Source organism: Erwinia sp. S38 (assembly GCF_016624545.1).
GTDB lineage: Bacteria > Pseudomonadota > Gammaproteobacteria > Enterobacterales > Enterobacteriaceae > Erwinia > Erwinia coffeiphila.
The window spans coordinates 39,269-65,540 of sequence record NZ_JACVTS010000014.1 but is presented as its reverse complement, the minus strand read 5'-3'; the positions used below and the strand labels follow the sequence as shown (position 1 = coordinate 65,540).

Genomic DNA, 26,272 nt, shown 5'->3' with positions numbered 1-26,272 from the left:
ATGCTCGTAGCTATAGCACTATTGATTATCGGTTTAGCCTTACTGGTTTATGGGGCCGATCGTCTGGTGTTTAGCGCCGCTATTTTATGCCGATCGCTGGGTATCCCGCCGCTGATCATCGGGATGACCGTGGTAGGCATTGGCACCTCCCTCCCGGAACTGATTGTTTCGTTTTCAGCGGCAACGCACGGACAAATGGATATCGCCGTTGGGACAGCAATCGGTTCCAATATTACCAATATTCTGCTCATTCTCGGCGGTGCAGCACTGCTGCATCCACTCACCGTACATTCCAACCTGATACGCCGCGAGCTGCCACTGATGCTGCTGGTGACTCTGCTGTGCGGCATCATACTCTTTGATAATCACCTTAGCCGGAATGACGGGCTGGGGCTGATTGCCATCGCCGCCTGCTGGCTGCTGTGCACCATAAAAATCGCCCGCCGGGCAGAGCGTGAGAATAATGACACCCTGACCCGTGAGCAGCTGGCCGAGCTACCGCGTGATGATGTCGGCAACACGGTAGCTTTCCTGTGGCTGGCCGTAGCGCTGATATTACTGCCGGTTTCAACCCGTATGGTGATTGATAACGCCACGGTGATTGCCGACTACTTCGGCATCAGCGAGCTGGTTATTGCACTGACGATTATTTCAGTTGGCACCAGCCTGCCGGAGCTGGCCACGGTGATCGCCGGCGCGTTGAAAGGCGAAGATGATATCGCCATCGGCAACCTGATTGGGTCTAACATTTATAATATGGTGATTGTCCTGGGCATCCCGGCACTGATTCATCCCGGTAGCTTCGATGCCAGCGCATTTGCCCGAGATTACTGGGTCATGTTGGGCGTCAGCGCCCTGTTTACGCTGATCTGTTTGCAACGCAACCGCCGGATTGGCCGGATAGCCGGTGCGTTGCTGCTGTGCGGATTTATCCTCTGGGTGGTCATGCTGTACGGTTTCCCCTCAGTGACTTTCTGGTAAAAGGACTGAAGAGTTATGGCGCATATCATTACCGATTCTGATTTTGACTTTATAACGGCCGGAAAAGAGGTTTTACAGATCGAGCGAGAGGGACTGGAACAGCTCGATCAGTACATTAACGGTGATTTTAACCAGGCCTGTGCGCTGATTTCACGCTGCCGTGGCAAAGTGGTAGTCATGGGGATGGGCAAATCCGGGCACATCGGCAAAAAAATCGCCGCCACCTTTGCCAGCACCGGAACACCCGCTTTTTTTGTCCACCCGGGTGAAGCCAGCCATGGCGATCTGGGGATGGTCAGTCCCAATGATGTGGTTATCGCCATCTCTAATTCTGGAGAATCCTCCGAAATTTTGGCCCTGATACCGGTGCTGAAACGCCTGCATGTTTCCCTGATTTGCATGACCAGCCGCCCCGATAGCGCAATGGGGCGTGCTGCCGATATTCATCTGTGTGTTAAAGTGCCGCAGGAAGCCTGTCCGCTGGGCCTTGCACCAACAACCAGCACGACGGCTACACTGGTAATGGGTGACGCCTTAGCGGTTGCTTTGCTTAAAGCTCGCGGCTTTACCGCAGAAGACTTCGCGCTGTCGCATCCTGGTGGAGCGTTGGGGCGTAAGTTGCTGCTGCGGGTTGATGATATTATGCATTCTGGTGACGAAATGCCGCATATCAGTAGCGATGCATCACTGCGCGATGCGCTGTTGGAAATTACCCGCAAAAATATGGGTATGACGGTCATTTGTAACGATCTGATGAAAATCGAAGGTATCTTTACCGATGGTGACTTGCGTCGCGTGTTTGATATGGGCATCGATATACAGCACGCCAGCATTGCCAGCGTGATGACCCCTGGTGGCATTCGCGTCCGGCCCAATACGCTGGCGGTAGATGCGTTGAATCTGATGCAGAACAAGAACATTACTTCCGTGATGGTGGCCGACGGCGACCATCTGTTGGGCGTGGTACATATGCACGATATGCTGCGTGCCGGCGTTGTTTGATAAGGAATAAAACGAGAATGAGTAATCCAGCAGCCACCGTTGACACCTGTTATGGCCCGGTAAGTCAGCAGGTCATGGCGCAGGCACAGCAAATAAAATTGCTGATCTGTGATGTGGATGGGGTGATGTCTGATGGCGTGATCTATCAGGGTAACAACGGTGAAGAGCTGAAAGCATTTAATGTTCGAGACGGCTACGGCATCCGTTGCCTGCTGACCTCGGATGTGGAGGTCGCGATTATTACCGGTCGCAAAGCAAAACTGCTGGAAGATCGCTGTACCACGCTGGGTATTACCCATCTTTACCAGGGGCAGTCTGATAAGACTTTGGCCTTCCGCGAACTTCTGGATAAACTAGCGCTGAATGCCAGCCAGGTTGCCTACATTGGTGATGACCTGATTGACTGGCCGGTTATGGCCCAGGTTGGCCTGAGCGTGGCCGTCGCCGATGCGCATCCGGTACTGCTGCCTAAAGCTGACTACGTGACCCGAATTGCCGGGGGACGCGGAGCCGTTCGGGAACTTTGTGACCTGATCTTAATTTCTCAGGGTACGTTTGATAAGGCCATAGGGCAGTCTGTATGAGTAAAACAAGACGCTGGATTACACTTTTACTGACGCTGATTACCATCATATTGATAGGCTGGAATCTTGCGGATTCTGATAATGGTGACGGTGCAGTCAGCAACAACGATAGCGAACCCACCTATCTGAGTGATAATTCACATACCGTCGTTTACAACCCCGAGGGTGGGCTGAGCTACAGACTGATTTCAGACAAGGTGACTTACTTTTCAACAGACGCCGTTAGCTGGTTCGACAACCCGAAGATGACGACTTACGATGAAAATAAAGTGGCTACCTGGTCAGTAAGCGCCGATAAAGCCAAACTGACTAACGATCGTATGCTGTTTCTGTACGGCAATGTAGTCGTAAAAAGCCTGACGAAAGATGCGCAGTTGGAGAAAATTACAACCGACAATGCGCTGGTGAACCTGACAACTCAGGATGTCACCTCTAACGATCAAGTTACGCTTTATGGCCGCAGCTTTAACTCCACGGGAATGAAGATGCGCGGAAATTTACGGAAGAAAACTGCCGAGTTGATTGAAAAGGTCAAAACATCTTATGAAATTCAAAATGAAAAACAGCCTTAAGTTCCTGACGGCATCTCTGCTCCTCGCTGCCAGCGTTCCGGCTTTGGCCTTGACCGGGGATTCCGACAAACCGGTCAATGTCGACTCGGAGAATCAGGCACTGGATATGCAGGGGAACGTGGCCACGTTTACCGGTAAAGTGATCGTTACCCAGGGCTCGATCAAGATCACCGCCGATAAAGTGGTGGTGACTCGTCCCGGTGGCGACAGCAATAAAACCATCGTGGATGCCTATGGCAATCCCGCAACCTTCTATCAGATGCAGGACAACGGTAAACCGGTTCAGGGACACGCGCAGAAAATGCACTATGAACTGGCCAAAGATTTTGTTGAGTTGACGGGTAATGCCTATCTGGAGCAGCTGGACAGCAATGTCAAAGGCGATCGCATTACCTATCTGGTCAAAGAGCAGAAAATGCAGGCTTACGGCAGCACCGGCAAACGCGTGACGACCGTACTTGTACCGTCACAGCTGCAGGATAAAAGCACACCGTCTAACGGTCAGAAGAAGAGTAACTAACTAACATGGCAACGTTAATTGCGGAAAACCTGGCGAAGGCCTACAAAGGCCGCCGCGTGGTTGAAGACGTCAGTCTGGAAGTGAAATCCGGTGAGATTGTCGGACTACTGGGACCAAACGGGGCCGGCAAAACCACCACCTTTTATATGGTAGTGGGTATCGTTCCGCGCGATGCAGGCCGTATCGTGATTGATGATGAAGATATCAGTATCCTGCCCCTGCACGCGCGCGCGCGCCGGGGGATTGGTTATCTCCCTCAGGAAGCCTCCATTTTCCGCCGTCTGAGCGTTTACGATAATTTGATGGCGGTCCTGCAAATTCGTGAAGATCTGACCAGCGAACAGCGCGAAGATCGTGCCAATGAGCTGATGGCCGAGTTCCACATCGAACATCTGCGCGACAGCCTCGGTCAGGCGCTTTCCGGCGGTGAGCGTCGCAGGGTTGAAATTGCCCGCGCGCTGGCAGCAAATCCCAAATTTATCCTGCTGGATGAACCTTTTGCCGGTGTTGACCCTATTTCCGTTATTGATATTAAAAAGATTATCGAGCATCTTCGTGATAGCGGACTTGGCGTGCTGATTACCGACCACAACGTTCGTGAAACGCTGGCGGTCTGCGAACGCGCTTATATCGTCAGCCAGGGGCACCTTATCGCACACGGTACGCCTGAAGAAATCCTTGCCGACGAGCAGGTGAAACGCGTCTACCTGGGCGAAGAGTTCAGACTCTGATAAGGTGGCCATAAGGTTTGTTTTTTAGGGAATTATTATCCTGAATATGAAGCAAGGTTTACAACTCAGGCTGAGCCAACAGCTTGCCATGACGCCACAGTTACAGCAGGCCATTCGACTGCTGCAACTCTCTACGCTTGAACTACAGCAGGAAATTCAGCTGGCGCTGGAAAGCAACCCGTTGCTCGAGCAGAGCGATGTTCACGAGGAAATCGACTCTCGTGAATATCAGGAAACCGAAGCGCTGGATACCCGGGAAGCGCTTGAACAAAAGGACATGCCTGAAGAGCTGCCGCTGGATGCCACATGGGATGAGATTTACACCGCAGGTACACCTTCCGGCACCGGTACTGACTACCATGACGACGAACTGCCGGTTTATCAGGGGGAAACCACCCAGTCACTGCAGGATTATCTGATGTGGCAGGTGGAGTTAACGCCTTTTACCGACACCGATCGGGCGATCGCGACTTCAATCGTTGATGCCGTGGATGAAACCGGCTATCTGACCATCTCGCTGGACGATATCCTCGAGAGTATGGGGAATGAAGATCTCAGCCTGGATGAAGTTGAAGCGGTGCTGAAGCGCGTACAGCGATTCGATCCGGTGGGTGTATGTGCCCGCGATCTGCGCGACTGCCTGCTGGTCCAGCTTTCTCAGTTCCCTGACGATCTTCCTCTGTTGAAAGAAGCGCGGCTGATCGTCAGCGATCACCTCGATCTGTTAGCAAATCATGACTTCCGCAGCCTGATGCGTCTGACAAAGTTAAAAGAAGACGTTCTCAAGGGTGCAGTACAGCTGATCCAGTCCCTCGATCCACGTCCCGGACAGTCGATCAATACGCAGGAACCTGAATATGTTATTCCTGACGTACTGGTACGCAAAGTCGGTGCGCGCTGGACGGTTGAACTTAACGCCGACAGCGTTCCGCGTTTAAAGATCAATCAGCACTATGCTGCACTGGGCGGTTCAACCCGTAACGACAGTGATTCACAATTTATCCGTAGTAATTTGCAGGAAGCAAAATGGCTGATTAAAAGCCTTGAGAGCCGCAACGACACGCTGCTAAAAGTGACCCGCTGTATTGTCGATCAACAGCAGGCATTTTTTGAACAGGGCGAGGAATATATGCGGCCGATGGTACTGGCAGACATAGCCAGCGCAGTCGATATGCATGAATCAACTATATCGCGCGTAACAACGCAGAAGTATCTGCACAGTCCACGCGGTATATTTGAACTGAAGTACTTTTTCTCCAGCCACGTGAGCACTGAAGGCGGGGGTGAAGCCTCTTCTACTGCTATTCGTGCATTGGTTAAGAAATTAATTTCGGCGGAAAATCCCGCCAAGCCGCTGAGCGATAGCAAGCTGACCTCTCTGCTTTCTGAGCAGGGGATTATGGTCGCGCGCCGTACTGTGGCAAAATATCGAGAGTCTTTATCCATCCCGCCATCAAACCAGCGCAAACAGCTGGTCTGAAAGAACTGAGAAGGAAGACATCATGCAACTCAATATCACTGGACTAAACGTTGAAATTACCGAATCCCTGCGCGAATTTGTGACAGCGAAATTCGGTAAACTTGAACAATATTTTGACCGGATTAATCAGGTCTATATTGTTTTGAAGGTGGAAAAAGTGACTCAAATTGCAGATGCGACGCTGCATGTGAACGGCGGGGAGTTGCATGCAACCGCAGAAGAAAAAGATATGTACGCGGCGATTGACGGCCTGGTAGATAAGCTGGCTCGCCAGTTAAATAAACACAAAGATAAGCTTAAACAACACTAAATTTCACCATGCGCTGATTGTCTCTGCAGCATCCCACATCGGGTTAAGCTAAAGTCAGCGGCGGCTCGTATCTTTATAAGGGTACGAGCCGCTAATCAATCAGGGGGTCAACGACGGCCATTAAAACGGCCTGAGTTAATCGCCATGCGGATGTGAACACGTAAGTGAAACTATGATGAACAACGATCTAAAACTGGAACTGGGCTCGGTCCTGAACCTGTCCTGCACCCGTAATGGTGTACATTGCCAGAGTAAAAAACGGGCGCTGGAAATTATCAGCGAACTGGCGGCCAAACAGCTAAACCTTCCGCATCAGACTATTTTCGAAGCAATTCTGACGCGCGAAAGAATGGGCAGTACGGGTATCGGTAACGGGATCGCCATCCCGCACGGTAAATTACTCGAAGATACGCTGCGGGCGGTTGGTGTATTTATCCACCTGGATCAGCCGATTGCCTTTGACGCCATTGATAATCAGCCAGTGGATCTGTTGTTCGCCCTGTTGGTCCCGGCAGACCAATGTAAAACTCACCTGCATACGCTTTCACTGGTAGCCAAACGTCTGGCAGATAAAACCGTTTGCCGACGTCTGCGCGCGGCCCAGAGCGATGAAGAGCTGTACGAGATCATCACGGAAGATCACGATTAAGCCAGCCGTTGTATATTCACCACGACATCCGTGGTAACAGGTTAAATTGGGGGAAGAGTTAATGGTGCTGATGATCGTCAGCGGTCGTTCCGGTTCAGGTAAATCCGTGGCGTTACGTGCGCTGGAGGATATGGGATTCTACTGCGTGGACAACCTCCCCGTGGTGCTGCTTCCCGATCTTGCTAATTCGCTCTCTGAACGCAATATGTCTGCGGCGGTCAGTATTGACGTTCGTAATATGCCGGAATCCCCCGAAGTTTTCGAAACCGCACTCAACAATCTGCCCGACTGCTTTTCGCCGCAGCTTTTGTTCCTGGATGCCGATCGCAACACGTTAATCCGTCGCTACAGTGACACTCGTCGCCTGCACCCCCTCTCCAGCAAAAACCTGTCGCTGGAGAGCGCTATTGATGAAGAAAGCGATCTGCTGGAGCCGCTGCGTTCCCGTGCTGATTTGATTATCGACACTTCGGAAATGTCAGTTCATGAGCTGGCCGAGATGTTGAGGACCCGGCTGTTAGGCAAGCGCGAGCGCGAGCTGACAATGGTATTTGAGTCGTTCGGCTTTAAGCACGGAATCCCAATTGATGCCGATTATGTCTTCGATGTCCGCTTTCTGCCAAACCCGCACTGGGACCCCAAACTGCGTCCGATGACCGGTCTCGATCGCCCGGTAGCGGCCTTCCTCGACCGCCATACCGAGGTGCATAATTTTATCTATCAGACGCGCAGCTATCTGGAACTGTGGCTGCCGATGCTGGAAACCAACAATCGCAGCTACCTGACCGTGGCGATTGGCTGTACCGGCGGTAAACACCGTTCGGTATATATCGCTGAGCAATTAGCTGACTACTTCCGTTCGCGTGGTAAAAACGTGCAGTCCCGTCACCGTACGCTGGAAAAACGTAAATCATGACCGTTAAACAAACCGTGGAAATCAGGAATAAGCTGGGCATGCACGCTCGTCCGGCAATGAAGCTTTTTGAACTGGTGCAGAGCTTTGACGCTGAAGTGCTGCTGAGAAACGAAAGTGGTACGGAGGCCGAAGCCAGCAGCGTTATTGCGCTACTGATGCTGGATTCCGCCAAGGGCGGTCATATCGAAATTGAGGCCAGCGGACCGCAGGAAGCGGAAGCGCTGGCGGCAGTTATTGAACTGTTCGATGCCGGATTCGACGAAGAGTAGTTGCCAGGGTTGTGATAATTTCCAGCTAATTAAGGTGATTTCTGGAAAGAAACGTTTCACCACCCAACTGACGCATCTGTCGCATGATCCACTGCTGACGCTGGCGAACATAACCTGAAGGTGCTGCGGCTTTAAAACGTATTGGATTCGGCAAAACAGCCGCCAGCAGCGCCGCTTCGGACATGGTTAACCGGCTGGCGGGCTTATTAAAGTAACGCTGTGCCGCCTCTTCCACGCCAAACACACCGTCACCAAACTCTGCGATATTAAGATAAACGGTAAGAATACGCCGTTTAGTCCACACGGTTTCAATACCGACTGTCAGCCCGGCTTCCAGCCCCTTTCTCACCCAACTACGTCCGTCCCAAAGAAACAAATTCTTAGCGGTTTGCTGAGACAACGTTGAAGCACCGCGCATACGCGAGTTTTCGCCGTTACTATCCAGCACAGACTGAATAGCATCGACATCAAAACCCCAGTGCGTGGGGAATTTTTGATCCTCAGAAGCAATAACGGCCAGCGCCATCCATGGAGATATTTCATCGCGCCCGACCCAGTCAGAATGGGCAACATAGCTAAAATTACCCTGTAGCCAGGCACCAAGCTGCCTTTCAATCATAACCGCGGAGAAAGGCACAGGGATAAAGGCGAAGAGCACAATACCGACCAGCCAAAGACCGACAATCCCCATCAGCAAACGCAGCACGGCCTTTTTCATCCATACCCACCCCGGGCGTCGGTTACGGCTCATTCGTCGACTCCATTATCATCATCTTCAGATAAAGCTAATTATTTTGGTCAGGTCCCTACCATGAGCTGCTTACCCAGGAATCGGTTCCATGACGCGCCATAGTTTAATACATTTTAGGGGGCTACTATTCAGGGCGAAAAAACATTTTCAAATTGATTTGCATTGCTTATAAATTTCACTGGGTACATTTCGAAATCACAAAACTCGAAATAGAAAACCACCGATAAATGAAACGAAAGAACATCTTGTTTGCAGGGTTTTCTATTAAATCGTGAGATTTATCTTGCTGAACTGTGTCAGCATTTTTTCGCCGAATCACGCCCTGAAGCCTGTTTGTGCTAGCAGAAACCAAAACGTTTCGGAAGAATTCAGCAAAAACCACAAAAAATGCATTACAAACAGCATATTAAACGCATTAAAAATGCTGAAATAGCATTTCAGCTGCGGGGCAGAGACAATCCAATCCGACAACGTAACCCGTCAAGAATTTCCATGAATAAAATACAACAATCGTACAATAATCCATCATAAAAAAAGCAAAATGAATTACCTGCTTGACTGAGAAAGTAATTTGATGTCTTCTATTTACAAACACTGCTCAACATCACACATTTTAATGAATCTGGTAACATGTGATGTTAGATTTGCTAAGGTAGTGGCTGAGAGTTTTACCCAATACCCGGCCTGCGCTCCCGACGATTCATATCAGAATAGCGTGGGTTTCCATTTTCCCTGGTGTTGGCGCAGTATTCGCGCACCCCGGCCTAGGTCGGGGTCATTTTTTTTCAGAAGCCTTAACCCATTCACGCAACACATTCACGTCGTTACGCCATTCCTGTTTAAGCTCATCAATCCACTCCTGTACATTGTCCCACCAGGCGGGGAGCTCAGGGCTTTGGATCTGTTTAGCGATCTGCTGCAAATGCACCAGCCCAACCGAACCTGCTGCGCCTTTAATCTTATGCCCTTCTTCCGCAATGCCTTTCTGGTCGCGGGCCATCATGTTGGAATCCAGAACATCCAGGTAACCAGGCATCATCTGCTCAAACATTTCCAGACTTTGATGAATCAACTTCGGCCCAACCAGTTCGATATACTGCTCCAGCATCACCACATCCAGCAGTGCCAGTTTTTTCTCATCCATATTGATCTCCTGCGCAGGCACCGCCTGCTCCTCGCTTTGATAGTTCCAGTACTTCTTAATCATCGCTGTGAGAGCAGGCACTGCAAGAGGTTTGCTCAACACATCATCCATTCCCGCATCCAGATACTCCCGTTTATCCTTCAGCACGTTGGCGGTTAGTGCCACCAGAGGCGGTAACTGTTTCCCTGCATGGCGCTGATGAATGCCACGCGCCACATCCAGTCCGGTCATATCCGGCAGTTGGATGTCCAGCAGAACCAGATCGAATTCATCCGGATCGAACATATCCAACGCTTCCTGCCCGGTCATCGCTACCTCGACGCTGTTACCCAGCTTCTCCAGCACCGACCTCGCCACCACCACGTTAAGCTCAATATCTTCCACCAATAGCACATGCAGCGCAGGCAGAGGAAGGTCGTCTTCAGGTTGTTCATCCTCAACCTCTTCCGCAACCCGGGGCGCACTCAGCGTCAGCGTAAAGCATGAACCCTGCCCCTGTGCGCTACGCACGCTGATATCCCCGCCCATGGCCTGCGCCAGGCGACGAGAAACCGCCAGTCCGATGCCAGTGCCGGTTGCCGGCTTGCCTCCGCGCTGATCTTTAACCTGATAGTACATGGCAAAGATTTTATCCTGTTCATCCTGCGGGATGCCCATTCCGGAATCTTCCACTTCAAAATAGAGGCGGTCTTCGTCAAGGTAACCCACCCGGACGACTATCTCGCCACGCTGGGTGAACTTCACCGCGTTACCGATCAAATTCCACAGGATCTGCCGCAACCGCGTACCGTCCGCCACAATTTTGTGCGGCAGCGGTAGCTCAGGCTGCAGAATAAATTTCAGTCCTTTAGGCTCGGCCAGCAGGCCGGACAGGTTTTCCAGATCGGCAAGCAGACCGGTGAAATCGAGTGGCTGATTATCAAGCTGCACCTTCCGGCGCTCGATTTTGTCCATCTCAATCACATCATTGAAGATATTGCCAAGAGTGATGGCGGAGACATGAATGGTTTTAAGGTACTTGAGCTGTTCCTGGTTTAGATGGGTATCCAGCAGAATGCGACTTAGTCCGACAATGCCGTTAAGCGGCGTACGAAGCTCGTGGCTGATCGTAGAGATAAAGGTCGTCTTCTCCCTACTGGCATTCTCTAACGCGTCCTGGTAACGCTTACGCTCCGTTATATCGCGTCCGAAGCCCATCAGCCCGCTGCGTTTCCCCACGCGATCGTAATAAGGAACCTTGCGGATCTCAAAACAGGCTTTACGGCCGTCGGGATACTGTAGCCACTGCTCGTAGGTCAGAGAAACGTTATGGCGGAAGACTTTCTCATCGGTTTCGAGCACTTTTAATGCGGCATCGTCGTCGTAGACGTCATTCGGGGTTAATCCTATAAGCTGCTTCTCGCTTTTCCCCGTCAGCAGCTCCATAGCCCGATTACAGCCGGAGAACTGCTGATCGGCGTTACGATAGAAGACCAGGTCCGGCGAAGCATCCAGAAATGAGCGCAGAAAGGTCGACTGCTGCTCCAGTTCGATTTGCGCCTGCTCACGACGTGCCATTTCCTCTTTCAGCCGGGTCATCACCTGCAGACGCGCTTCTTCCGCCTTAATACGATCGGCAATTTCCTGATTGAGCTGTGTGATGTTTTCCTTCATTTGCTGATTCAGCTCAAGGTCGCGATTGCGCATCTCCTCAAGTTTATCGACCAGCCGCGCCAGTCTCTGGCGTGACTCTTCCAGCTGCTCAACAACGACCGAAAGGAAATACACCGCCCAGGGCGTAATCAGCAGGCCGAAAAACACCGAACGCACCACGTCGATGCTTTCCACATGCCCACGCAGCACCATGGTCACGGCCATCTGGACAATCATTGCCAGTACCACCAGGGCGGAGGCCAACAGCAAAGAGAAGCGCACCAGCCCCAGCTTAACCATTAAATCAACGTAGTACTGGGCTAATAATCGAATTTGTTTCATGTAGGGTCCTTTCCGGTCTGAATCACACAATCATACCGGAATCGGATAAAAGTCCCACAGGTTAACGCGATGAGAAAAACGCACAAAAATAGTGCAATGCACAATTAAGATCAGGGTATTTGCACAGTTATAGTTCATCAAATGTTAATCAATACATATATTGCACAGTTATGGTTCATTGGTTTTTTATTAACGAAACTATTGCACAATATTAGTGCAGCACACTCTATATCCTGAAAGGTATTATTATGGAATTTTCGTCGCCTGAAGAAGTTTAGATTCTGCCTGTGAGATTCGTCTTGCAGCCTGTACTGGCGCGGCCCTTGAGAGAAAATTTAATTATTTTGCCTTCAGAGCAAAAAGTTGCCGTCGTACATATTGACTAAATTTTATAACTGCATAATCTATAAAGCCGCTCAAAATCCAGAGCAACCCGCTTCGCCAATATAATTCATAGTGATGATGCAGATCGTTCACTATTCCTTGGTTACATCCAAACGAATAATCATTCATAAAATCCGAAATTCTAGTCACACCCAAGGTGATTAATTTTGCTAATAACCCCCCTTGTTTAATTCAAATATCCCCACTGATTAAAAACAGTGCGTTGATGTGGGTATTACCCCTCATTCGGCATATTATGCTGCAATCAGGCACTACTCCAGCATGGTGCAGCGATTTGCTCGCTGCACTATAGTGAGACAGCTCACACTTCTTTACACGACGCCCCCCCATCCATAGGGGTAAAATACGACAAAATTTAATTACATATCATACAGTTAACTTAAAAAGCTCATAAAAAGGCATAAGAAAGATCGGTATTTGACCTCTGTACGCTTTCCCGATAAGTTGGGAATCCGCTGGAAGCTTTGCTTACGGGCCAGTGTCTCGGCATACATATGCAGTTAGACGACTCCCTCGTGATACCGGATATCTCCATTTAATGAGACCAGGAATCTAGAGAGTTTTTCATTCACGGACGATGCGCTTATGTCTCAGGATGGAATGCTCGGAGTCATGGTGTCCGCGTTTTAGCGGCAAAGAAAATTGATACAGACCCTGAGGTGACCGCTCAGCTGCGTTCTGTGCCTGAACAATATAGGTAATGTACAAAAGAAGTTAAGGAGGCCCTCGATGTCTGACTCAAAACCTTATCCCTATGGCTTGTATGATCCAACAAAAGAGAGTGATAGCTGTGGCGTGGGTTTCATTACACGTAAGGACGGCGAGCAAACTCATGAGGTCCTCCAGATGGCACACAGTGCCCTGTGTACCGTTCCTCATCGCGGCGGTATGTCCGCTGAAGGCGTGGGCGACGGCGCGGGCGTCAACGTCGACATCTCTCTGCATTTCTTCCGCAAAATTACCGGTCAACAGCTTGAATCGGGTCGTTTTGGCGTAGGCAATTTCTTTGTACCGAAAGACAGTGCGCTGCGCGCAAATGCCGAGCGTCTGGTTGAGGAAACCCTTGCGGCTTACGGCCTGTCGGTGATTTTAAAACGTGATATGCCGCTGGACACTGACGTACTGCGTCCGGCAGCCATTGTCTCACAGCTGCCTATCGCACAGTGGATCTTCACTATTCCTCAGGATATCGATAATCAAAACGATTTCGAAAAACGCATTTATCGTGCCCTGCTGGATATTGAAGCCCGCGCCTTTACCGAAAGCGAGTTTGGCGGCCTCTACCCGCTGTCGCTCTCTTCACGTACCCAGGTGTTCAAGGCACGCCTGAACTCGAATGAAGTGATCCCTTACTTCAAAGATCTGACCGATCCCGATCATCGCGTTCGCGGTCTGTTCTTCCATACCCGTTTTTCAACCAACACCGATCCGCATACGACGATGGCGCAGCCGTTCCGTCTGATGGCGCACAACGGTGAGCTGAATACCGACCGTAAAAACCGCATTGCGGAATCCGCACTGGCTTCCGCACGCGGCAAGAAAATCGTGCGTCCTAAAGGGCAGTCGGACAGCTCGCGTCTGGACCAGAGCATCCACAGCCGCCTGATGGAAGATAATCTCGACCTGATCAACGCCGTGGTTTCCATGATGCCACCGGCCTGGGAAAACGATGAATCTCTTTCCGATAACGTTCGCGCCATGCTCGAATACTTCTCCCTTTATGAAGAGAAGAATGACGGCCCGGCAGCACTGATCTTTGGTAACGGTGAAATCATCGGTGCCCGCCTTGACCGTCTGGGCCTGCGTCCGCTGCGTTCGGTGGAAACCGCCGAATACATCGGTGCAATGTCCGAAGCCGGCCAGATCGCCTTCCCACCGGAAAGCGTGCTGCGCCGCGGCCGTATCGAAGCGGGCGGGATGCTGTACTACGATCACAGTGAGAAACGCAGCTACACCACCGTAGAAGCGCTGGAAAAACTCGCTGCGGAGAAAGACTACCCGGCGCTGGTTGCTCAGGCTCGTATTACTCTGCAAGAGCTGCCGGTAATCCCGGCGGAAAAACAGGGCTCCCCGCTGCGTTACAGCGGCGACCTGAAAACCTATCAGCGATTTGTGGCTTACTACTACAACCAGGAAAGCTTCAAATTCATGATGGACCCGATGCTGAACACCGGAGCTGAAAAAATTTCAGCCATGGGTTATGGCAACGCGATCAACGCCTTATCCGATCATGAAGGCGGTATGGCGCACTACTTCTCCCAGCGCTTCGCGCAGGTGACGAACCCACCGTTAGACTCCATTCGTGAAGTTGACGGCATGACGCTGCGCGTGGCGCTGGGTGCGAAGCCGCATCTGGGCCGCAGTAAAGGTCGCCAGATCATCGTGCCAACGCCGATCCTGACTCACCTGGATATGCTGCAGCTGCGCGAGCAGGATGTGGCACCGTATGCCCGCTTTGAAATGCTCTATGCACCGGTGCTGGGCAGCGATGCAGAAAGCCGCCAGAAAAATGCCGATGCGCTGGAGCAGGCGATTGACGATCTTGCTCAGCAGGTGGTTGATTTTGCCCGTGAACAGGGCGGCATCGCCGTACTGACCGACCGCCATATCTCCTCGACTCAAGCCGCGATGCCGATGCTGCTGGTGGTGTCCGCCATCAACCAGCGCCTGGTTCAGGAAGGTCTGCGTCTTGATGTTTCGCTGGTGGTCGAAAGCGGCCAAAGTATTTCTTCGCACCACATTGCCGCGGCGCTGGGCTTTGGTGCCTCAGCAATCTATCCGCTGGGCGTGCAGATGCGTGCCGAAGAGAAATATGGTGAAGGAGAAGAAGGCAATAAAGCCTTTAAGCGCTATGCCAAAGCTGCAGAAAAAGCGCTGATGAAAACCATGGGCAAAGTGGGCCTGTGTACCGTCGAAAGCTACAGCTGCGGTGAATTCTTCGAGCCAAACTTCCTCGATACGGAAGATCGCGTGCTGAAGAAATACTTCCCGAACATTAAAACGCCGGTGGGTGGCGCAGGCTTTGCCTCTATCGCGCAGATGGCGGTGGACTGGCATCAGAGCGCCCTGAAAATTCAGGGAGAAGCCGAAGTTCCGCTGCTGGGCCTGTTTAAAGAACGTGCGGAAGGTGCCGGTCACTCCTACGGTACTATTGCCGTACGTACCTTTATCGACATGACCGAGCAGCCTATCCGCTTCTCGGACAAGCAGCATGACGAAGATCAGTTTATCCGCCTGCTGACGCTGGCTAAGCTGGATAACGCTTTCAATATCAAAGCGAAGTCCTTTGCTGACAGCAGCTTTGAGCGCATCCCTGATGAGGTCATTAACGCCTTTACCATCACGCCGGATTACCGTCAGTTCTCCAGCCTGATGCACGAAGAGCGTAAACGTCGCCCGGCCGCGTTGCGCGATATCCTCGCCTTCCCGTGCGATCTGACCCACGTTGACAGCCTGGCTGAATTCAGCCGTAAGCTGGGACGTTATTCGCTGGTCAACAACAGCTTCGCCGTGCGCGGACTGACCTGTGAAGCCGGAAGCGCAGGCCAGTTTACCCTGCGTCTGACCGATGCGATTGAAGGCCTGAAGCCGGAACACGAGCGTCTGCTGGTGCTGGCAACTGCGCTGAAAAACCGCTTCCTGGATGAAATTGAACACACTGAAATTACCGCTGACGGCCTGCAGATCACCGCACAGGGCAAAGCGGCTGACTATCTGTCACGTATTTTCGCTACTCAGCCTTCCCTGCCGCTGAGCGAAGTGCAGCCGGCCTGCGAGATCACCCGCACGTTTGCCTCCGGTGCGATGAGCCACGGTGCGCTGGTTGCTCCGGCTCACGAAGCGGTGGCCCACGGCACCAACATGGTTGGCGGCATGAGCAACTGCGGTGAAGGCGGCGAGCACTTTTCGCGCCACGGCACCATCCGTGCCTCTCGCATTAAACAGCTGGCATCCGGTCGTTTTGGCGTCTGGGCGGCTTATCTGGCCGATCCGATGCTGGAAGAGCTGGAAATCAAAATCGGTCAGGGTGCAAAACCGGGTGAAGGCGGTCAGCTGCCTGCGCCGAAAGTGACGGTTGAGATCGCCGCTGCTCGTGGCGGTACGCCGGGCGTGGAGCTGGTATCCCCTCCTCCGCACCACGATACCTACTCCATCGAGGATCTGGCACAGCTGATCCACGACTGTAAGGCGGCGCGCGTTCGCGTCATCGTTAAGCTGGTTTCCTCTGAAGGGATCGGCACTATCGCGGTCGGCGTGGCGAAAGCCGGTGCCGATGTGATCAACGTGGCGGGTAACACCGGCGGAACCGGTGCAGCCTCGGTGACCAGTCTGAAATACACCGGTCGCGTTGCCGAAATCGGTATTGCCGAAGTGCACCAGGCACTCTGCGCCAACGGCCTGCGCGAAAAAGTACTGCTGCGCTGCTCTGGCGCACAGCAGACCGGCAGCGACGTGGTGAAATCGGCCCTGCTCGGCGGCGACAGCTTCGAATTTGGTACTACTGCGCTGATGATGCTGAAGTGCGTGATGGCGAAAAACTGTAACGTGAAGTGCCCGGCCGGTCTGACCACCAATGCCGAAGCCTTCGATGGCGATCCGCGCCAGCTGGCACAGTATTTCATCAACGTTGCGCATGAAGTTCGTGAGATGCTGTCTCGTCTGGGATTACGCTCTCTGCGCGAAGCGCGCGGGCGCTCTGACCTGCTGCACCTGATGGATCACCCGCTGGAAGTCGGCAAACTCGATTTGCGTGCCATGCTCACCGTGGTACCGGAAGTGAAGATCGCCAAGCCAGTTTATCTGGAAAAAGATTTCGCCCTTGATAACGACTGGGTGGAGCTGCTGAACGACTCGCTGGTGGTTCAGGGAAGCACTGATATCCGTCTGGGCAATGGCATCACGCTGAACAACCGTAACAAGAGCGTTGGCGGCCAGCTGGCCATTGATATCGAGCGTATGCTGAACCACACGCTGAACGCTGAACAGCTTGCAGATATCCCGGCTGCGCTGCTCGACGATCGCGGCCGCCGCTACCTGGCGCCGGGCACGGTGAACATCTTCACCTCTGGATCTGCCGGTCAGTCTTATGGCGTATTCTGTAACGACGGGATGCAGATGACGCATTCCGGCACCTGTAACGACGGTGTGGGCAAAGGCCAGTGCGGCGGCGAGATTATCGTTGTTTCACCTGGCGGCGGCTCTGAAGATGCTGAAGGCAACGTGCTGATCGGTAACTTCGCGCTGTTCGGTGCCACCGGTGGCCGTCTGTTCGTTCAGGGCCAGGCCGGTGACCGCTTCGCGGTACGTAACTCCGGTGCGACCGCAGTTGTGGAAGGCGTCGGTGATTTCTGCTGCGAATATATGACCAACGGTGCCGTTCTGAACCTCGGTACGTTCGGTAAAGGTTTCGGTAACGGGATGAGCGGTGGCTTTGCCTACCAGTACGATCCGTACGGATCGCTCGCCAGCCATGCTGCCGGTGATTCCGTGCTGTTCGGCTCTATCGCCGAAGACAATGAAATGGCCCGCGTGCACAAACAGGCGGTGTTCACCATGCTGACCTGGCATCTGGAGGCAACGAACTCACCTCGCGCCGCCTGGCTGCTGGACCACTGGGAAACCGAGTGCCAGAACTTTGTCTACGTGATGCCGCGCTCCCTGCTGCTGTATCAGGACAGCGCTGAGATCCTGAAAGCGAAAACCCGTAAGGATCTGCTGGAAGAGCTGTCTACCGCTCTGGCCGGCCATCAGGTAGCGAAATTCAAAGCCGCATGGCGTGAAGGTAAGCCGATCGCTAACGGTGCAGTACCGGCCTACGGTGCCACCGATACGCCGGAAATGCTGGTGTTGTTGAATAACTACACCGTGCTGAGTTCTGCCCAGCAGTTAGCACTCTCCCGCCTGCCGAAAGGCACTGCGGTAGATGATGCCGCCGTTGAAAAAGCGGTACGTAACCTGCTGATGACAGAAGACTTTGCCCTGATCTCTAAGCTGCAGCGTCACGCTCGCGCAGCGATTGAGAACTACAACGACGAAGAGCTGTCCTGCCTGATTGCTGCCAAACGTATGGCGGACTACAAGGCAGCGCTGACTCAGCGTAACATCCGCTCAATGGATAGTCTGGCGACCTACGGCTGGATCATCTATCAGGATGCCAGCAACCGTCAGGTGCTGGGTGGATTGCCTGACTTTGAGGAACTGTTTGCCCGCGCCGCGCTGCCGGAGTTAGCCGCTGCGGTAGGCAAACTGGCCTGATAACAGCCTGAATCAACCGCGTTAACCGGCGCGATATCCCACGGGATGCCGCGCCGGAATGCAGGTTACTGAACATGACGAAACGGGATTGAGTATAGAAAACCCATGAAAATTCCTTATATTCCTGAAGATGCACCATTTAATGGTGAGCAGAAATTCTGGCTGGCAGGCTTCCTCGCCGGGTTACATTCACGTCTGCTGGTGCTGGAAGACAAACCGCAGGCGGGAGCAAGCGCGGGCGCGGCAACCACCACCCAGCTGCATATCCTGTTTGGTTCACAGACTGGTAACGCTGAGGCGTTAGCGCAGAGCGCCGCGAAAGCTGCACGCGCCAAAGGTCTGGTACCGGTGGTTCAGGGGCTGGGTGAAGTCGATATCGACGTATTCGCCACCATGCGCCACGTGTTGATTATCACCTCTACCTACGGTGAAGGTGAAATGCCGGATAACGCCGAGCTGTTCTGGCAGGCACTTTCCGCCAGCACCGCGCCGCGTATGGAGCAGATGCACTTTGCTATTCTGGCCATCGGTGATACCGGCTACGACGGTTTCTGCCAGGCGGGTAAATTCTTCGATATGCGTCTTGAGCAGCTGGGTGCGAAGCGCGTATTCGACCGCATTGACTGCGACATTGATTATGAAGAACCTGCCGGTGAGTGGATTGCTAACTCAATGCCGCAGTTCGCCGCCAGTGCGGGCAGCACCGGCGCAGCGCTGGAGAACCTGCCGGAAGCGCCGGTGATCCCAGGCAGCAACAAGAACAACCCGTATGCCGCCGCCCTGGTGACCAATAAGCGCCTGTCCGGCGAGGCGTCCGGTAAAGACATTCGCCACTTTGAGTTCGATCTGACCGACAGCGGCCTGAAATATGAAGCCGGCGATGCACTGGGTGTAATCCCGGTCAACGATCCGGTCCTGGTCGATCTGCTGCTGACGCAGCTCAAATCCGATTATCAGAGCCCGGTTCCTGGCTTTGACCGCAGCCTGGGCGATCTGCTGACCTATCAGTTCGAAATCTCCGAGCCTTCACGCAAGCTGATCGAATGGGTGGGCCAGAACACCACTAACCAGGAGCTGCGTCACGTGCTTCAGCACGACGATAAAGATGCGCTGGGCGTCTGGTTGTGGGGTAAAGACACCCTGGATCTGCTGCAGCTGGATCTGACCCGCACGTTGACTACCGCTGAGTTTGTTACGCTGCTGCGTCCGCTGCAGCACCGCGCTTACTCCATCTCGTCCAGCTCGAAGGCGTATCCTAATCAGGTACACCTGACTATTGCTTCCGTACGCTATCACAGCGCAGGACGTGCGCGTAACGGCGTTTGCTCAACCTATCTGGCAGAGCGCGTGGGCCGCGGCGGCAAGCCGGCAATCTTTATTTCGCCTAACAAAGCTTTCCGCGTACCGTCAAACGGTAACGCACCGCTGATCATGATCGGCCCGGGCACCGGTATTGCACCGTTCCGCGCCTTCCTTCAGGAGCGTCAGGCAACCGGCGCCAGCGGTAAAAACTGGCTGTTCTTCGGCGATCAGCACCAGGAACACGACTTTATTTACCAGGATGAGCTTAACGGCTGGCAGGAAAGCGGTCTGCTGACTCATCTGGATCTGGCCTTCTCACGCGATCAGTCGAAAAAGATTTACGTGCAGAACCGTATGCTGGAACAGGGTGCTGAACTGTTTGCGTGGCTGCAGGAAGGGGCTTACTTCTACGTGTGCGGCGATGCATCACGCATGGCGAAAGACGTGGATAAAGCACTGTATGAAATCGTTTCTCAGTTTGGCGGTATGTCTGCCGAACGCGCAGCTGACTACATCGATCAGTTGAAGAAAGAGAAACGCTACCTGCGCGACGTCTATTAATCATCCTTTGGATGCGGGCCAGCCCGCATCCATTGACGATATGCACTCAAAAAAAAACGGGCCAACTGGCCCGTTTTCCTATGCTGCTTATTAATGGCTTACTTCACAACGCGTAATGCCGGGCGGCCACCGCGCGGCGGCGGCTCATCGTCTGGCGTGTGATCGTCATTTTCATCATCCGGACGATCGCCATCGATCACCGACATCAGGGTTTCCGGTGCCTCATCCTGTTCGGTTGAAGCATCAAACTCCCCGGCACCGTCGTAGGCTGGCTCCGGTTCGAACATTGTACCGGCACCGTTTTCCCTGGCGTAGATCGCCAGCACCGCTGCCAGCGGAACGTTCACCTGGCGCGGAACGCCACCAAAGCGAGCATTGAAACGAACTTCATCGTTGCCCAGCTCCAGATTCCCCACGGCACGCGGCGCGATATTCAGTACGATCTGACCATCCCGCGCATATTCCAGGGGGACCATCACACCCGGCAAATTAATATCGACGACCAGATGCGGGGTGAGCTGGTTCTCAAGCAACCACTCATAGAAAGCGCGCAACAGATAAGGACGACGTGCGGTAAGTTGCGACATTTCCATCGTAATCAGCCCCGCGTTTGCAGGCGCATTTCACGCTCGGCTTCCGTCAGGGAAGCAAGGAATGAATCACGCTCAAAGACACGAGTCATATAGCCCTTCAGCTCTTTCGAACCGGCACCGTTCAGATCAATACCCAACTGCGGCAGACGCCACAGCAGCGGAGCCAGATAGCAGTCAACCAGGCTGAATTCTTCGCTCATAAAGAACGGCGTGCGGGAGAACAGTGGGGCAATCGCCAGCAGCTCTTCACGCAGCTGTTTGCGAGCCGCTTCGGCTTCCTGCGCCGTGCCGTTCTCAACTTTACGCATCAGGCTGTACCAGTCTTGCTCAACGCGGTGCATCATCAGACGACTTTCACCACGTGCGACCGGATACACCGGCATCAATGGAGGATGCGGGAAACGCTCATCCAGATACTCCATGATGATACGAGATTCATACAGCGTCAGCTCACGATCAACGAGTGTCGGCACGGTACGGTACGGGTTGAGGTCGATCAGATCCTGGGGCAGATTATCCGTTTCAACCTGCTCGATCTCGACGCTTACACCTTTCTCAGCCAGTACGATACGAACCTGATGGCTAAAAATGTCAGTCGGACCAGAAAACAGCGTCATTACCGAACGTTTGTTGGCAGCGACAGCCATGTAAACCTCCAAGTTTATCCAGAAAATTACTGCGAATAGCCATCCACGCGGCGACTCGTTATTGCCATTAGCCCGATGATTGACCACTCCAGCCGTAAGCGGGAGCTGCACGTCATTGTTGACTGGCCAATGGGCACAAAGTGACACATAGTCTACCAGATTTTAGTCAGCTTGTGCGGAGAGGAATGCCGATTTACGAGGGAAAAGTGATAAAGCAAGATAACTTTCGCGCTTTTTGCACCAGCAGAAAATAAAAAACCCGGCGCTGAGCACCGGGTTTTCGATAACTGACTCTGCCGAAGCAGAATAAATTAACGTTTGGAGAACTGTGGACGACGACGTGCTTTACGCAGGCCGACTTTCTTACGTTCAACCTGACGAGCATCACGAGTAACGAAGCCTGCTTTACGCAGTTCGCCACGCAGAGACTCATCGAACTCCATCAGAGCGCGGGTGATACCGTGACGGATCGCACCAGCCTGACCAGAGATACCACCACCTTTAACGGTGATGTACAGATCGAATTTACCAACCATGTCCAGCAGTTCCAGCGGCTGACGAACTACCATGCGGGCAGTTTCACGACCGAAGTACTGTTCCAGAGAACGCTGGTTGATTACGATGTTACCACTGCCCGGCTTGATAAATACGCGAGCGGTAGAGCTTTTGCGGCGACCAGTGCCGTAGTTTTGATTCTCAGCCATTGCCTGTAATCCCGATTAAATGTCAAGAACTTGCGGTTGCTGTGCCGCATGGTTGTGCTCGTTGCCCGCGTAAACTTTCAGTTTACGGTACATAGCACGACCCAGCGGGCCCTTTGGCAGCATGCCTTTAACCGCGATTTCAATCACACGCTCAGGACGGCGAGCAATCATCTCTTCGAAGGTCGCTTGCTTGATACCACCGATGTGGCCGGTGTGATGGTAATACACTTTATCGGTACGCTTGTTACCAGTTACGGCAACTTTCTCAGCGTTCAGAACGATAATGTAATCACCAGTATCTACGTGCGGAGTGTATTCCGCTTTGTGCTTACCGCGCAGACGACGAGCAAGTTCAGTCGCTAAACGACCTAAAGTTTTGCCTGTTGCGTCAACAACATACCAGTCACGTTGGACGGTTTCTGGTTTAGCTGTAAAAGTTTTCATCTAAAAGCTTACCCAAATTAAGTTACACGTTGGTGAAATCCCAAACGCTTGAATAAACGGTTGGAGCTCACACGACCATCTTGACCAGTAAGCCCACCCCTTCGGATAGAGTTACTGGAACACAAAGAGTTTTGGGAAAAAAACCTTTGTTGTAACGTGGGGTCGCAAGATTATAGAGAAGTCGCCCATAAAAATCGAACACTTTCTACGATAAAATTGCCGTTCCGCCACGTCCTTTTTTACTCAGGGCAGATGCTGCAGGCGCAGGTATTCTTCACTCTGCATTTCCTGCAAGCGGGAAACACAGCGCTGATACTCAAACTTCAGCCGCGTGCCCTGATAAATTTCATACAGTGATGTTTCCGCCGAAACCACCAGCTTCACGTGACGCTCGTAAAACTCATCCACCAGCGCCAGAAAACGCCGGGCCTGATCTTCGGTTTTATAAATCATCACCGGCACATCATACAGCAATACGCTGTGAAAACGGCGAGATAGCTCAATATAGTCGTGCTGGCTTCGTCCTTCACCGCACAGGGTGAGGAAACTCATTGCGAGTACGCCCTCCGCCATGCCGAGCGTAGGGAGCTGGCGATGGTTGATTTCCAACGGTGCATGCGCTTCACGGGGTTTACCGGCCAGCGCGACAAACATCCGTTCCATCTCTTTTGAGGTGGAGGCGTCCAGCGGCGTCATCCATAAATGGGCAGAAGTCAGCGTGCGCAGGCGATAATCAATCCCGGCATCAACGTTCATAATGTCGCAATGCTGCTTAATCATTTCGATAGCCGGCAGAAAACGTGCGCGTTGCAAACCGTTACGATAGAGATCGTCTGGTGGGATATTCGAGGTTGCCACCAGAGTAATGCCGCGACTGAACAGCGCTTCCATCAGCGTGCCCAGTAACATTGCATCAGTGATATCGGAGACAAAAAACTCATCAAAACACAGTAGATCCGTCTCCGCCTTGAAACGGTCGGCGACGGTTTGCAGCGGGTCGCTTTTCCCCTGCAGCTCGGTCAGCTCTTCATGCACGCGCAGCATAAAACGATGAAAATGCAGACGCTGTTTGCGCTCACCAGGAATTGCCTGAAAAAACATGTCCATCAGCCAGGTCTTTCCACGCCCAACGCCACCCCACATATACAGGCCACGCGCCGGGGGCTGAGGGTCGGTTTTCCCTTTGCCTAACAGCTTATTTAATTTGCCAAACAACCCACCGCTGCTCGGGGCGGGAGCGGGACGAGAACCGCTTAACGCCTGCCATATGCCGTCAAGCTGGGTGATTGCTGCGCGCTGTACTTCATCAGGCTGATACTCGCCGTTTTCCAGCGCCTGCTCATAGAGCGCCAGAGGGGACATCTTTTGCATAATTTAGTCACATTCCCTGAAAAAATGGCCGTGCCGGGGGGTTGATCGTCGAAAAAAAAGTCGTTCTACACTAAGCGAAGCGGCCACAGGATTCCACTTCCATAACATTAGCGGTTATAGTGGCTAGTAGTGAATGGAAAGACCCTACGGAACAACGAAGACAAAACGGGAGTTATTATGACCTGGGAATACGCGCTCATTGGGTTAGTTGTTGGGATTATTATCGGCGCGGTTGCAATGCGTTTTGGCAACAAGAAACTGCGTGAGCAGCGCTCGTTGCAGTATGAACTGGAAAAAAGCAAAGCTGAGCTGGCGGAATACCGTGAAGAGCTGACCAACCATTTTGCCCACAGCGCTGAGCTGCTGGACAATATGGCCCGCGATTATCGCCAGCTGTACCAACATATGGCGAAAGGGTCTAATGACCTGTTACCGAACCTGCCGGGAGAGAAAAATCCCTTTGCTTATCAGCTGACTGAGTCAGAAGCCGATAACGACCAGGCACCGGTACAGATGCCAAAGGACTACCCGGACAGCGCTTCCGGCCTGCTGCGTGGTGAACGCCCCGCAGGAAAATAAGCCATTCTTATGGGGTGCCTGGCACCCCCGTTTCGTTGCAAGTATCGCTGTCAGTCACATCTCAGAGCCTGCATGTGCAGGGTATTCATATCACTTCTCCGGTAGCGAGAGCGTCGTAGCGATGAAAAAAAAGTCATTTCTGTTAAGCGCATTAGCACTCAGTCTCGGCCTTAATTTGGCTCTGATGACTCCTTCGGCCCTGGCTTCCCTCCCTTCGCAAGTTGAAGGGCAACCGTTGCCCAGCCTGGCCCCTATGCTGGAAAAAGTATTACCAGCCGTGGTCAGTGTCTACGTGGAAGGCACACAGAAGCAGGAACAGCAGATCCCTGAACAATTGAAACGTTTTCTGGGCCAGGACGGCGAACAGGATGACGGACCTAAGCAACCATTTGAAGGCCTGGCCTCCGGTGTCATCATCGATGCGGCGAAAGGCTATGTGCTGACCAACTACCATGTAGTGAACGGCGCAGACAAGATTAAAGTCCAGCTCAGCGACGGGCGTGAATTTGACGCCAAACTGATTGGTGACGATGAGCAAACCGATGTGGCGCTTATTCAGCTAAATGGCGCCACCAAACTGACCCAGGTCAGTATTGCCGACTCGGACCAGCTAAAAGTCGGTGACTTTACCGTTGCCATCGGGAATCCGTTTGGTTTAGGCCAGACGGCAACATCCGGCATTGTCTCGGCGCTGGGTCGCAGCGGCCTGAACCTGGAAGGGCTGGAAAACTTTATCCAGACCGACGCCGCGATTAACCGTGGCAACTCCGGTGGCGCGCTGGTCAATCTAAACGGTGAGCTGATTGGCCTGAATACCGCCATTCTCTCCTCGGCGGGTGGCAACATCGGCATCGGTTTCGCGATTCCGAGCAATATGGCAATGAATCTGGCCCAGCAGCTGATTCAATTTGGCGAAGTAAAACGTGGACAGCTCGGCATTAAAGGCACGGAAATGACCGCCGATATGGCCAAAGCCTTTAACGTTGATGTCCAGCGTGGGGCCTTCGTCAACGAAGTGCTGGCAGGTTCGGCAGCGGCAAAAGCGGGCATCAAAGCCGGTGACATTATCATTAGCGTGGACGGCAAACCGGTTAATAATTTTGCCGAACTGCGGGTGAAAATCGGTACCACCGCACCGGGACAGGAGGTGAAGGTTGGCCTGCTGCACGAAGGAAAACCGGCGACTGTCAGCGTTAAGTTGGATAACAGCAGCCAGAGCACCGTGAGTGCAGAACAGCTGGCTCCGGCCCTTCAGGGCTCAACGCTCAGCGACGGAGCGGCTGCTGATGGCACCAAAGGTGTCAAAGTGAATAATGTTGAGAAAGGCACTCCTGCGGCGCTCGCGGGCCTGCAGAAAGATGATGTCATTGTCGGCCTGAATCGTACCCCGGTTCAGAATCTGGCTGAACTGCGCAAGCTGCTGGAGGGCAAACCTCCGCTACTGGCGCTGAATATTATTCGCGGTAGCGACAGCATCTATTTACTGCTTCAGTAGTCCCCTTCGCGGGCACAGGCTACTGTGCCCGCG

General features: G+C 52.9%; 22 protein-coding genes. 15 read left to right on the top strand and 7 right to left on the bottom strand.

Annotation, left to right across the window (positions count from 1 at the left end):
* From IBT46_RS16350 to npr, 11 genes are all read left to right on the top strand, one after another.
* Positions 1-981, top strand: a complete 981-nt coding sequence (locus IBT46_RS16350) for a calcium/sodium antiporter (protein WP_105592925.1) — start codon at positions 1-3, stop codon at positions 979-981.
* Between the two features lie 15 nt (positions 982-996).
* Positions 997-1,983 carry an arabinose-5-phosphate isomerase KdsD gene (kdsD, locus tag IBT46_RS16345; RefSeq protein WP_200546542.1) on the top strand — a complete coding sequence of 329 codons (987 nt, stop codon included), beginning with the start codon at positions 997-999 and terminating at the stop codon, positions 1,981-1,983.
* Between the two features lie 17 nt (positions 1,984-2,000).
* Positions 2,001-2,567, top strand: a complete 567-nt coding sequence (kdsC, locus tag IBT46_RS16340; protein WP_105592923.1) for a 3-deoxy-manno-octulosonate-8-phosphatase KdsC — start codon at positions 2,001-2,003, stop codon at positions 2,565-2,567.
* Entirely contained in the window at positions 2,564-3,139 is a 576-nt protein-coding gene (gene lptC / locus IBT46_RS16335; protein ID WP_200546541.1) for an LPS export ABC transporter periplasmic protein LptC, read from the top strand. The genes kdsC and lptC overlap by 4 nt, the downstream gene beginning before the upstream one ends.
* A complete protein-coding gene (lptA, locus tag IBT46_RS16330) occupies positions 3,111-3,659 on the top strand; it encodes a lipopolysaccharide ABC transporter substrate-binding protein LptA (protein WP_105592921.1) in 549 nt (182 codons plus the stop codon). Before lptC ends, lptA begins: the two co-directional genes overlap by 29 nt.
* A gap of 5 nt (positions 3,660-3,664) precedes the next feature.
* On the top strand, positions 3,665-4,390 hold the full coding sequence (gene lptB, locus IBT46_RS16325) for an LPS export ABC transporter ATP-binding protein (protein ID WP_200546540.1): 726 nt from the start codon (positions 3,665-3,667) through the stop codon (positions 4,388-4,390).
* Positions 4,391-4,436: 46 nt separating this feature from the next.
* Positions 4,437-5,870, top strand: a complete 1,434-nt coding sequence (gene rpoN, locus IBT46_RS16320) for an RNA polymerase factor sigma-54 (protein ID WP_200546539.1) — start codon at positions 4,437-4,439, stop codon at positions 5,868-5,870.
* Between the two features lie 22 nt (positions 5,871-5,892).
* Positions 5,893-6,180, top strand: coding sequence for a ribosome hibernation promoting factor (gene hpf / locus IBT46_RS16315; protein ID WP_200546538.1), 288 nt, complete (start codon positions 5,893-5,895; stop codon positions 6,178-6,180).
* Between the two features lie 172 nt (positions 6,181-6,352).
* Positions 6,353-6,829, top strand: coding sequence for a PTS IIA-like nitrogen regulatory protein PtsN (gene ptsN / locus IBT46_RS16310; protein ID WP_105592917.1), 477 nt, complete (start codon positions 6,353-6,355; stop codon positions 6,827-6,829).
* A gap of 61 nt (positions 6,830-6,890) precedes the next feature.
* Positions 6,891-7,745, top strand: a complete 855-nt coding sequence (gene rapZ / locus IBT46_RS16305; protein ID WP_105592916.1) for an RNase adapter RapZ — start codon at positions 6,891-6,893, stop codon at positions 7,743-7,745.
* Positions 7,742-8,014 (top strand): PTS phosphocarrier protein NPr, encoded by a 273-nt coding sequence (npr, locus tag IBT46_RS16300; protein WP_105592915.1) that lies wholly within the window; start codon positions 7,742-7,744, stop codon positions 8,012-8,014. The genes rapZ and npr overlap by 4 nt, the downstream gene beginning before the upstream one ends.
* Before the next feature lie 25 nt (positions 8,015-8,039).
* Here the strand turns inward: npr and mtgA are convergent, their stop codons facing one another.
* Together mtgA and arcB are read right to left on the bottom strand one after the other, a co-directional pair.
* Positions 8,040-8,732: a monofunctional biosynthetic peptidoglycan transglycosylase gene (mtgA, locus tag IBT46_RS16295; RefSeq protein WP_370569485.1), complete on the bottom strand. Its 693-nt coding sequence runs from the start codon at positions 8,730-8,732 to the stop codon at positions 8,040-8,042.
* 808 nt (positions 8,733-9,540) lie between these two features.
* Positions 9,541-11,883 (bottom strand): aerobic respiration two-component sensor histidine kinase ArcB, encoded by a 2,343-nt coding sequence (gene arcB, locus IBT46_RS16290; RefSeq protein ID WP_200546536.1) that lies wholly within the window; start codon positions 11,881-11,883, stop codon positions 9,541-9,543.
* A 1,134-nt stretch (positions 11,884-13,017) separates the two neighbouring features.
* Between arcB and IBT46_RS16285 the strand changes: the two genes are divergently transcribed.
* On the top strand, positions 13,018-18,543 hold the full coding sequence (locus IBT46_RS16285) for a glutamate synthase-related protein (protein WP_200546535.1): 5,526 nt from the start codon (positions 13,018-13,020) through the stop codon (positions 18,541-18,543).
* Between the two features lie 105 nt (positions 18,544-18,648).
* Complete coding sequence (locus tag IBT46_RS16280; protein ID WP_200546534.1) at positions 18,649-20,406, top strand: sulfite reductase subunit alpha; 1,758 nt, start codon at positions 18,649-18,651, stop codon at positions 20,404-20,406.
* Between the two features lie 98 nt (positions 20,407-20,504).
* Here IBT46_RS16280 and sspB read toward each other — a convergent pair whose 3' ends face one another.
* The 5 genes from sspB to zapE form a co-directional block, all read right to left on the bottom strand.
* Entirely contained in the window at positions 20,505-20,999 is a 495-nt protein-coding gene (gene sspB, locus IBT46_RS16275) for a ClpXP protease specificity-enhancing factor (RefSeq protein WP_200546533.1), read from the bottom strand.
* A 5-nt stretch (positions 21,000-21,004) separates the two neighbouring features.
* Complete coding sequence (gene sspA, locus IBT46_RS16270) at positions 21,005-21,646, bottom strand: stringent starvation protein SspA (protein ID WP_105592909.1); 642 nt, start codon at positions 21,644-21,646, stop codon at positions 21,005-21,007.
* Between the two features lie 311 nt (positions 21,647-21,957).
* On the bottom strand, positions 21,958-22,350 hold the full coding sequence (rpsI, locus tag IBT46_RS16265; protein WP_056231096.1) for a 30S ribosomal protein S9: 393 nt from the start codon (positions 22,348-22,350) through the stop codon (positions 21,958-21,960).
* Between the two features lie 15 nt (positions 22,351-22,365).
* A complete protein-coding gene (gene rplM / locus IBT46_RS16260) occupies positions 22,366-22,794 on the bottom strand; it encodes a 50S ribosomal protein L13 (protein WP_105592908.1) in 429 nt (142 codons plus the stop codon).
* A gap of 243 nt (positions 22,795-23,037) precedes the next feature.
* On the bottom strand, positions 23,038-24,165 hold the full coding sequence (gene zapE, locus IBT46_RS16255; RefSeq protein ID WP_200546532.1) for a cell division protein ZapE: 1,128 nt from the start codon (positions 24,163-24,165) through the stop codon (positions 23,038-23,040).
* A 177-nt stretch (positions 24,166-24,342) separates the two neighbouring features.
* Between zapE and zapG the strand changes: the two genes are divergently transcribed.
* Entirely contained in the window at positions 24,343-24,744 is a 402-nt protein-coding gene (gene zapG / locus IBT46_RS16250; protein WP_200546531.1) for a Z-ring associated protein ZapG, read from the top strand.
* Between the two features lie 121 nt (positions 24,745-24,865).
* Entirely contained in the window at positions 24,866-26,239 is a 1,374-nt protein-coding gene (degQ, locus tag IBT46_RS16245) for a serine endoprotease DegQ (RefSeq protein ID WP_200546530.1), read from the top strand.
* Positions 26,240-26,272: the final 33 nt, after the last annotated feature.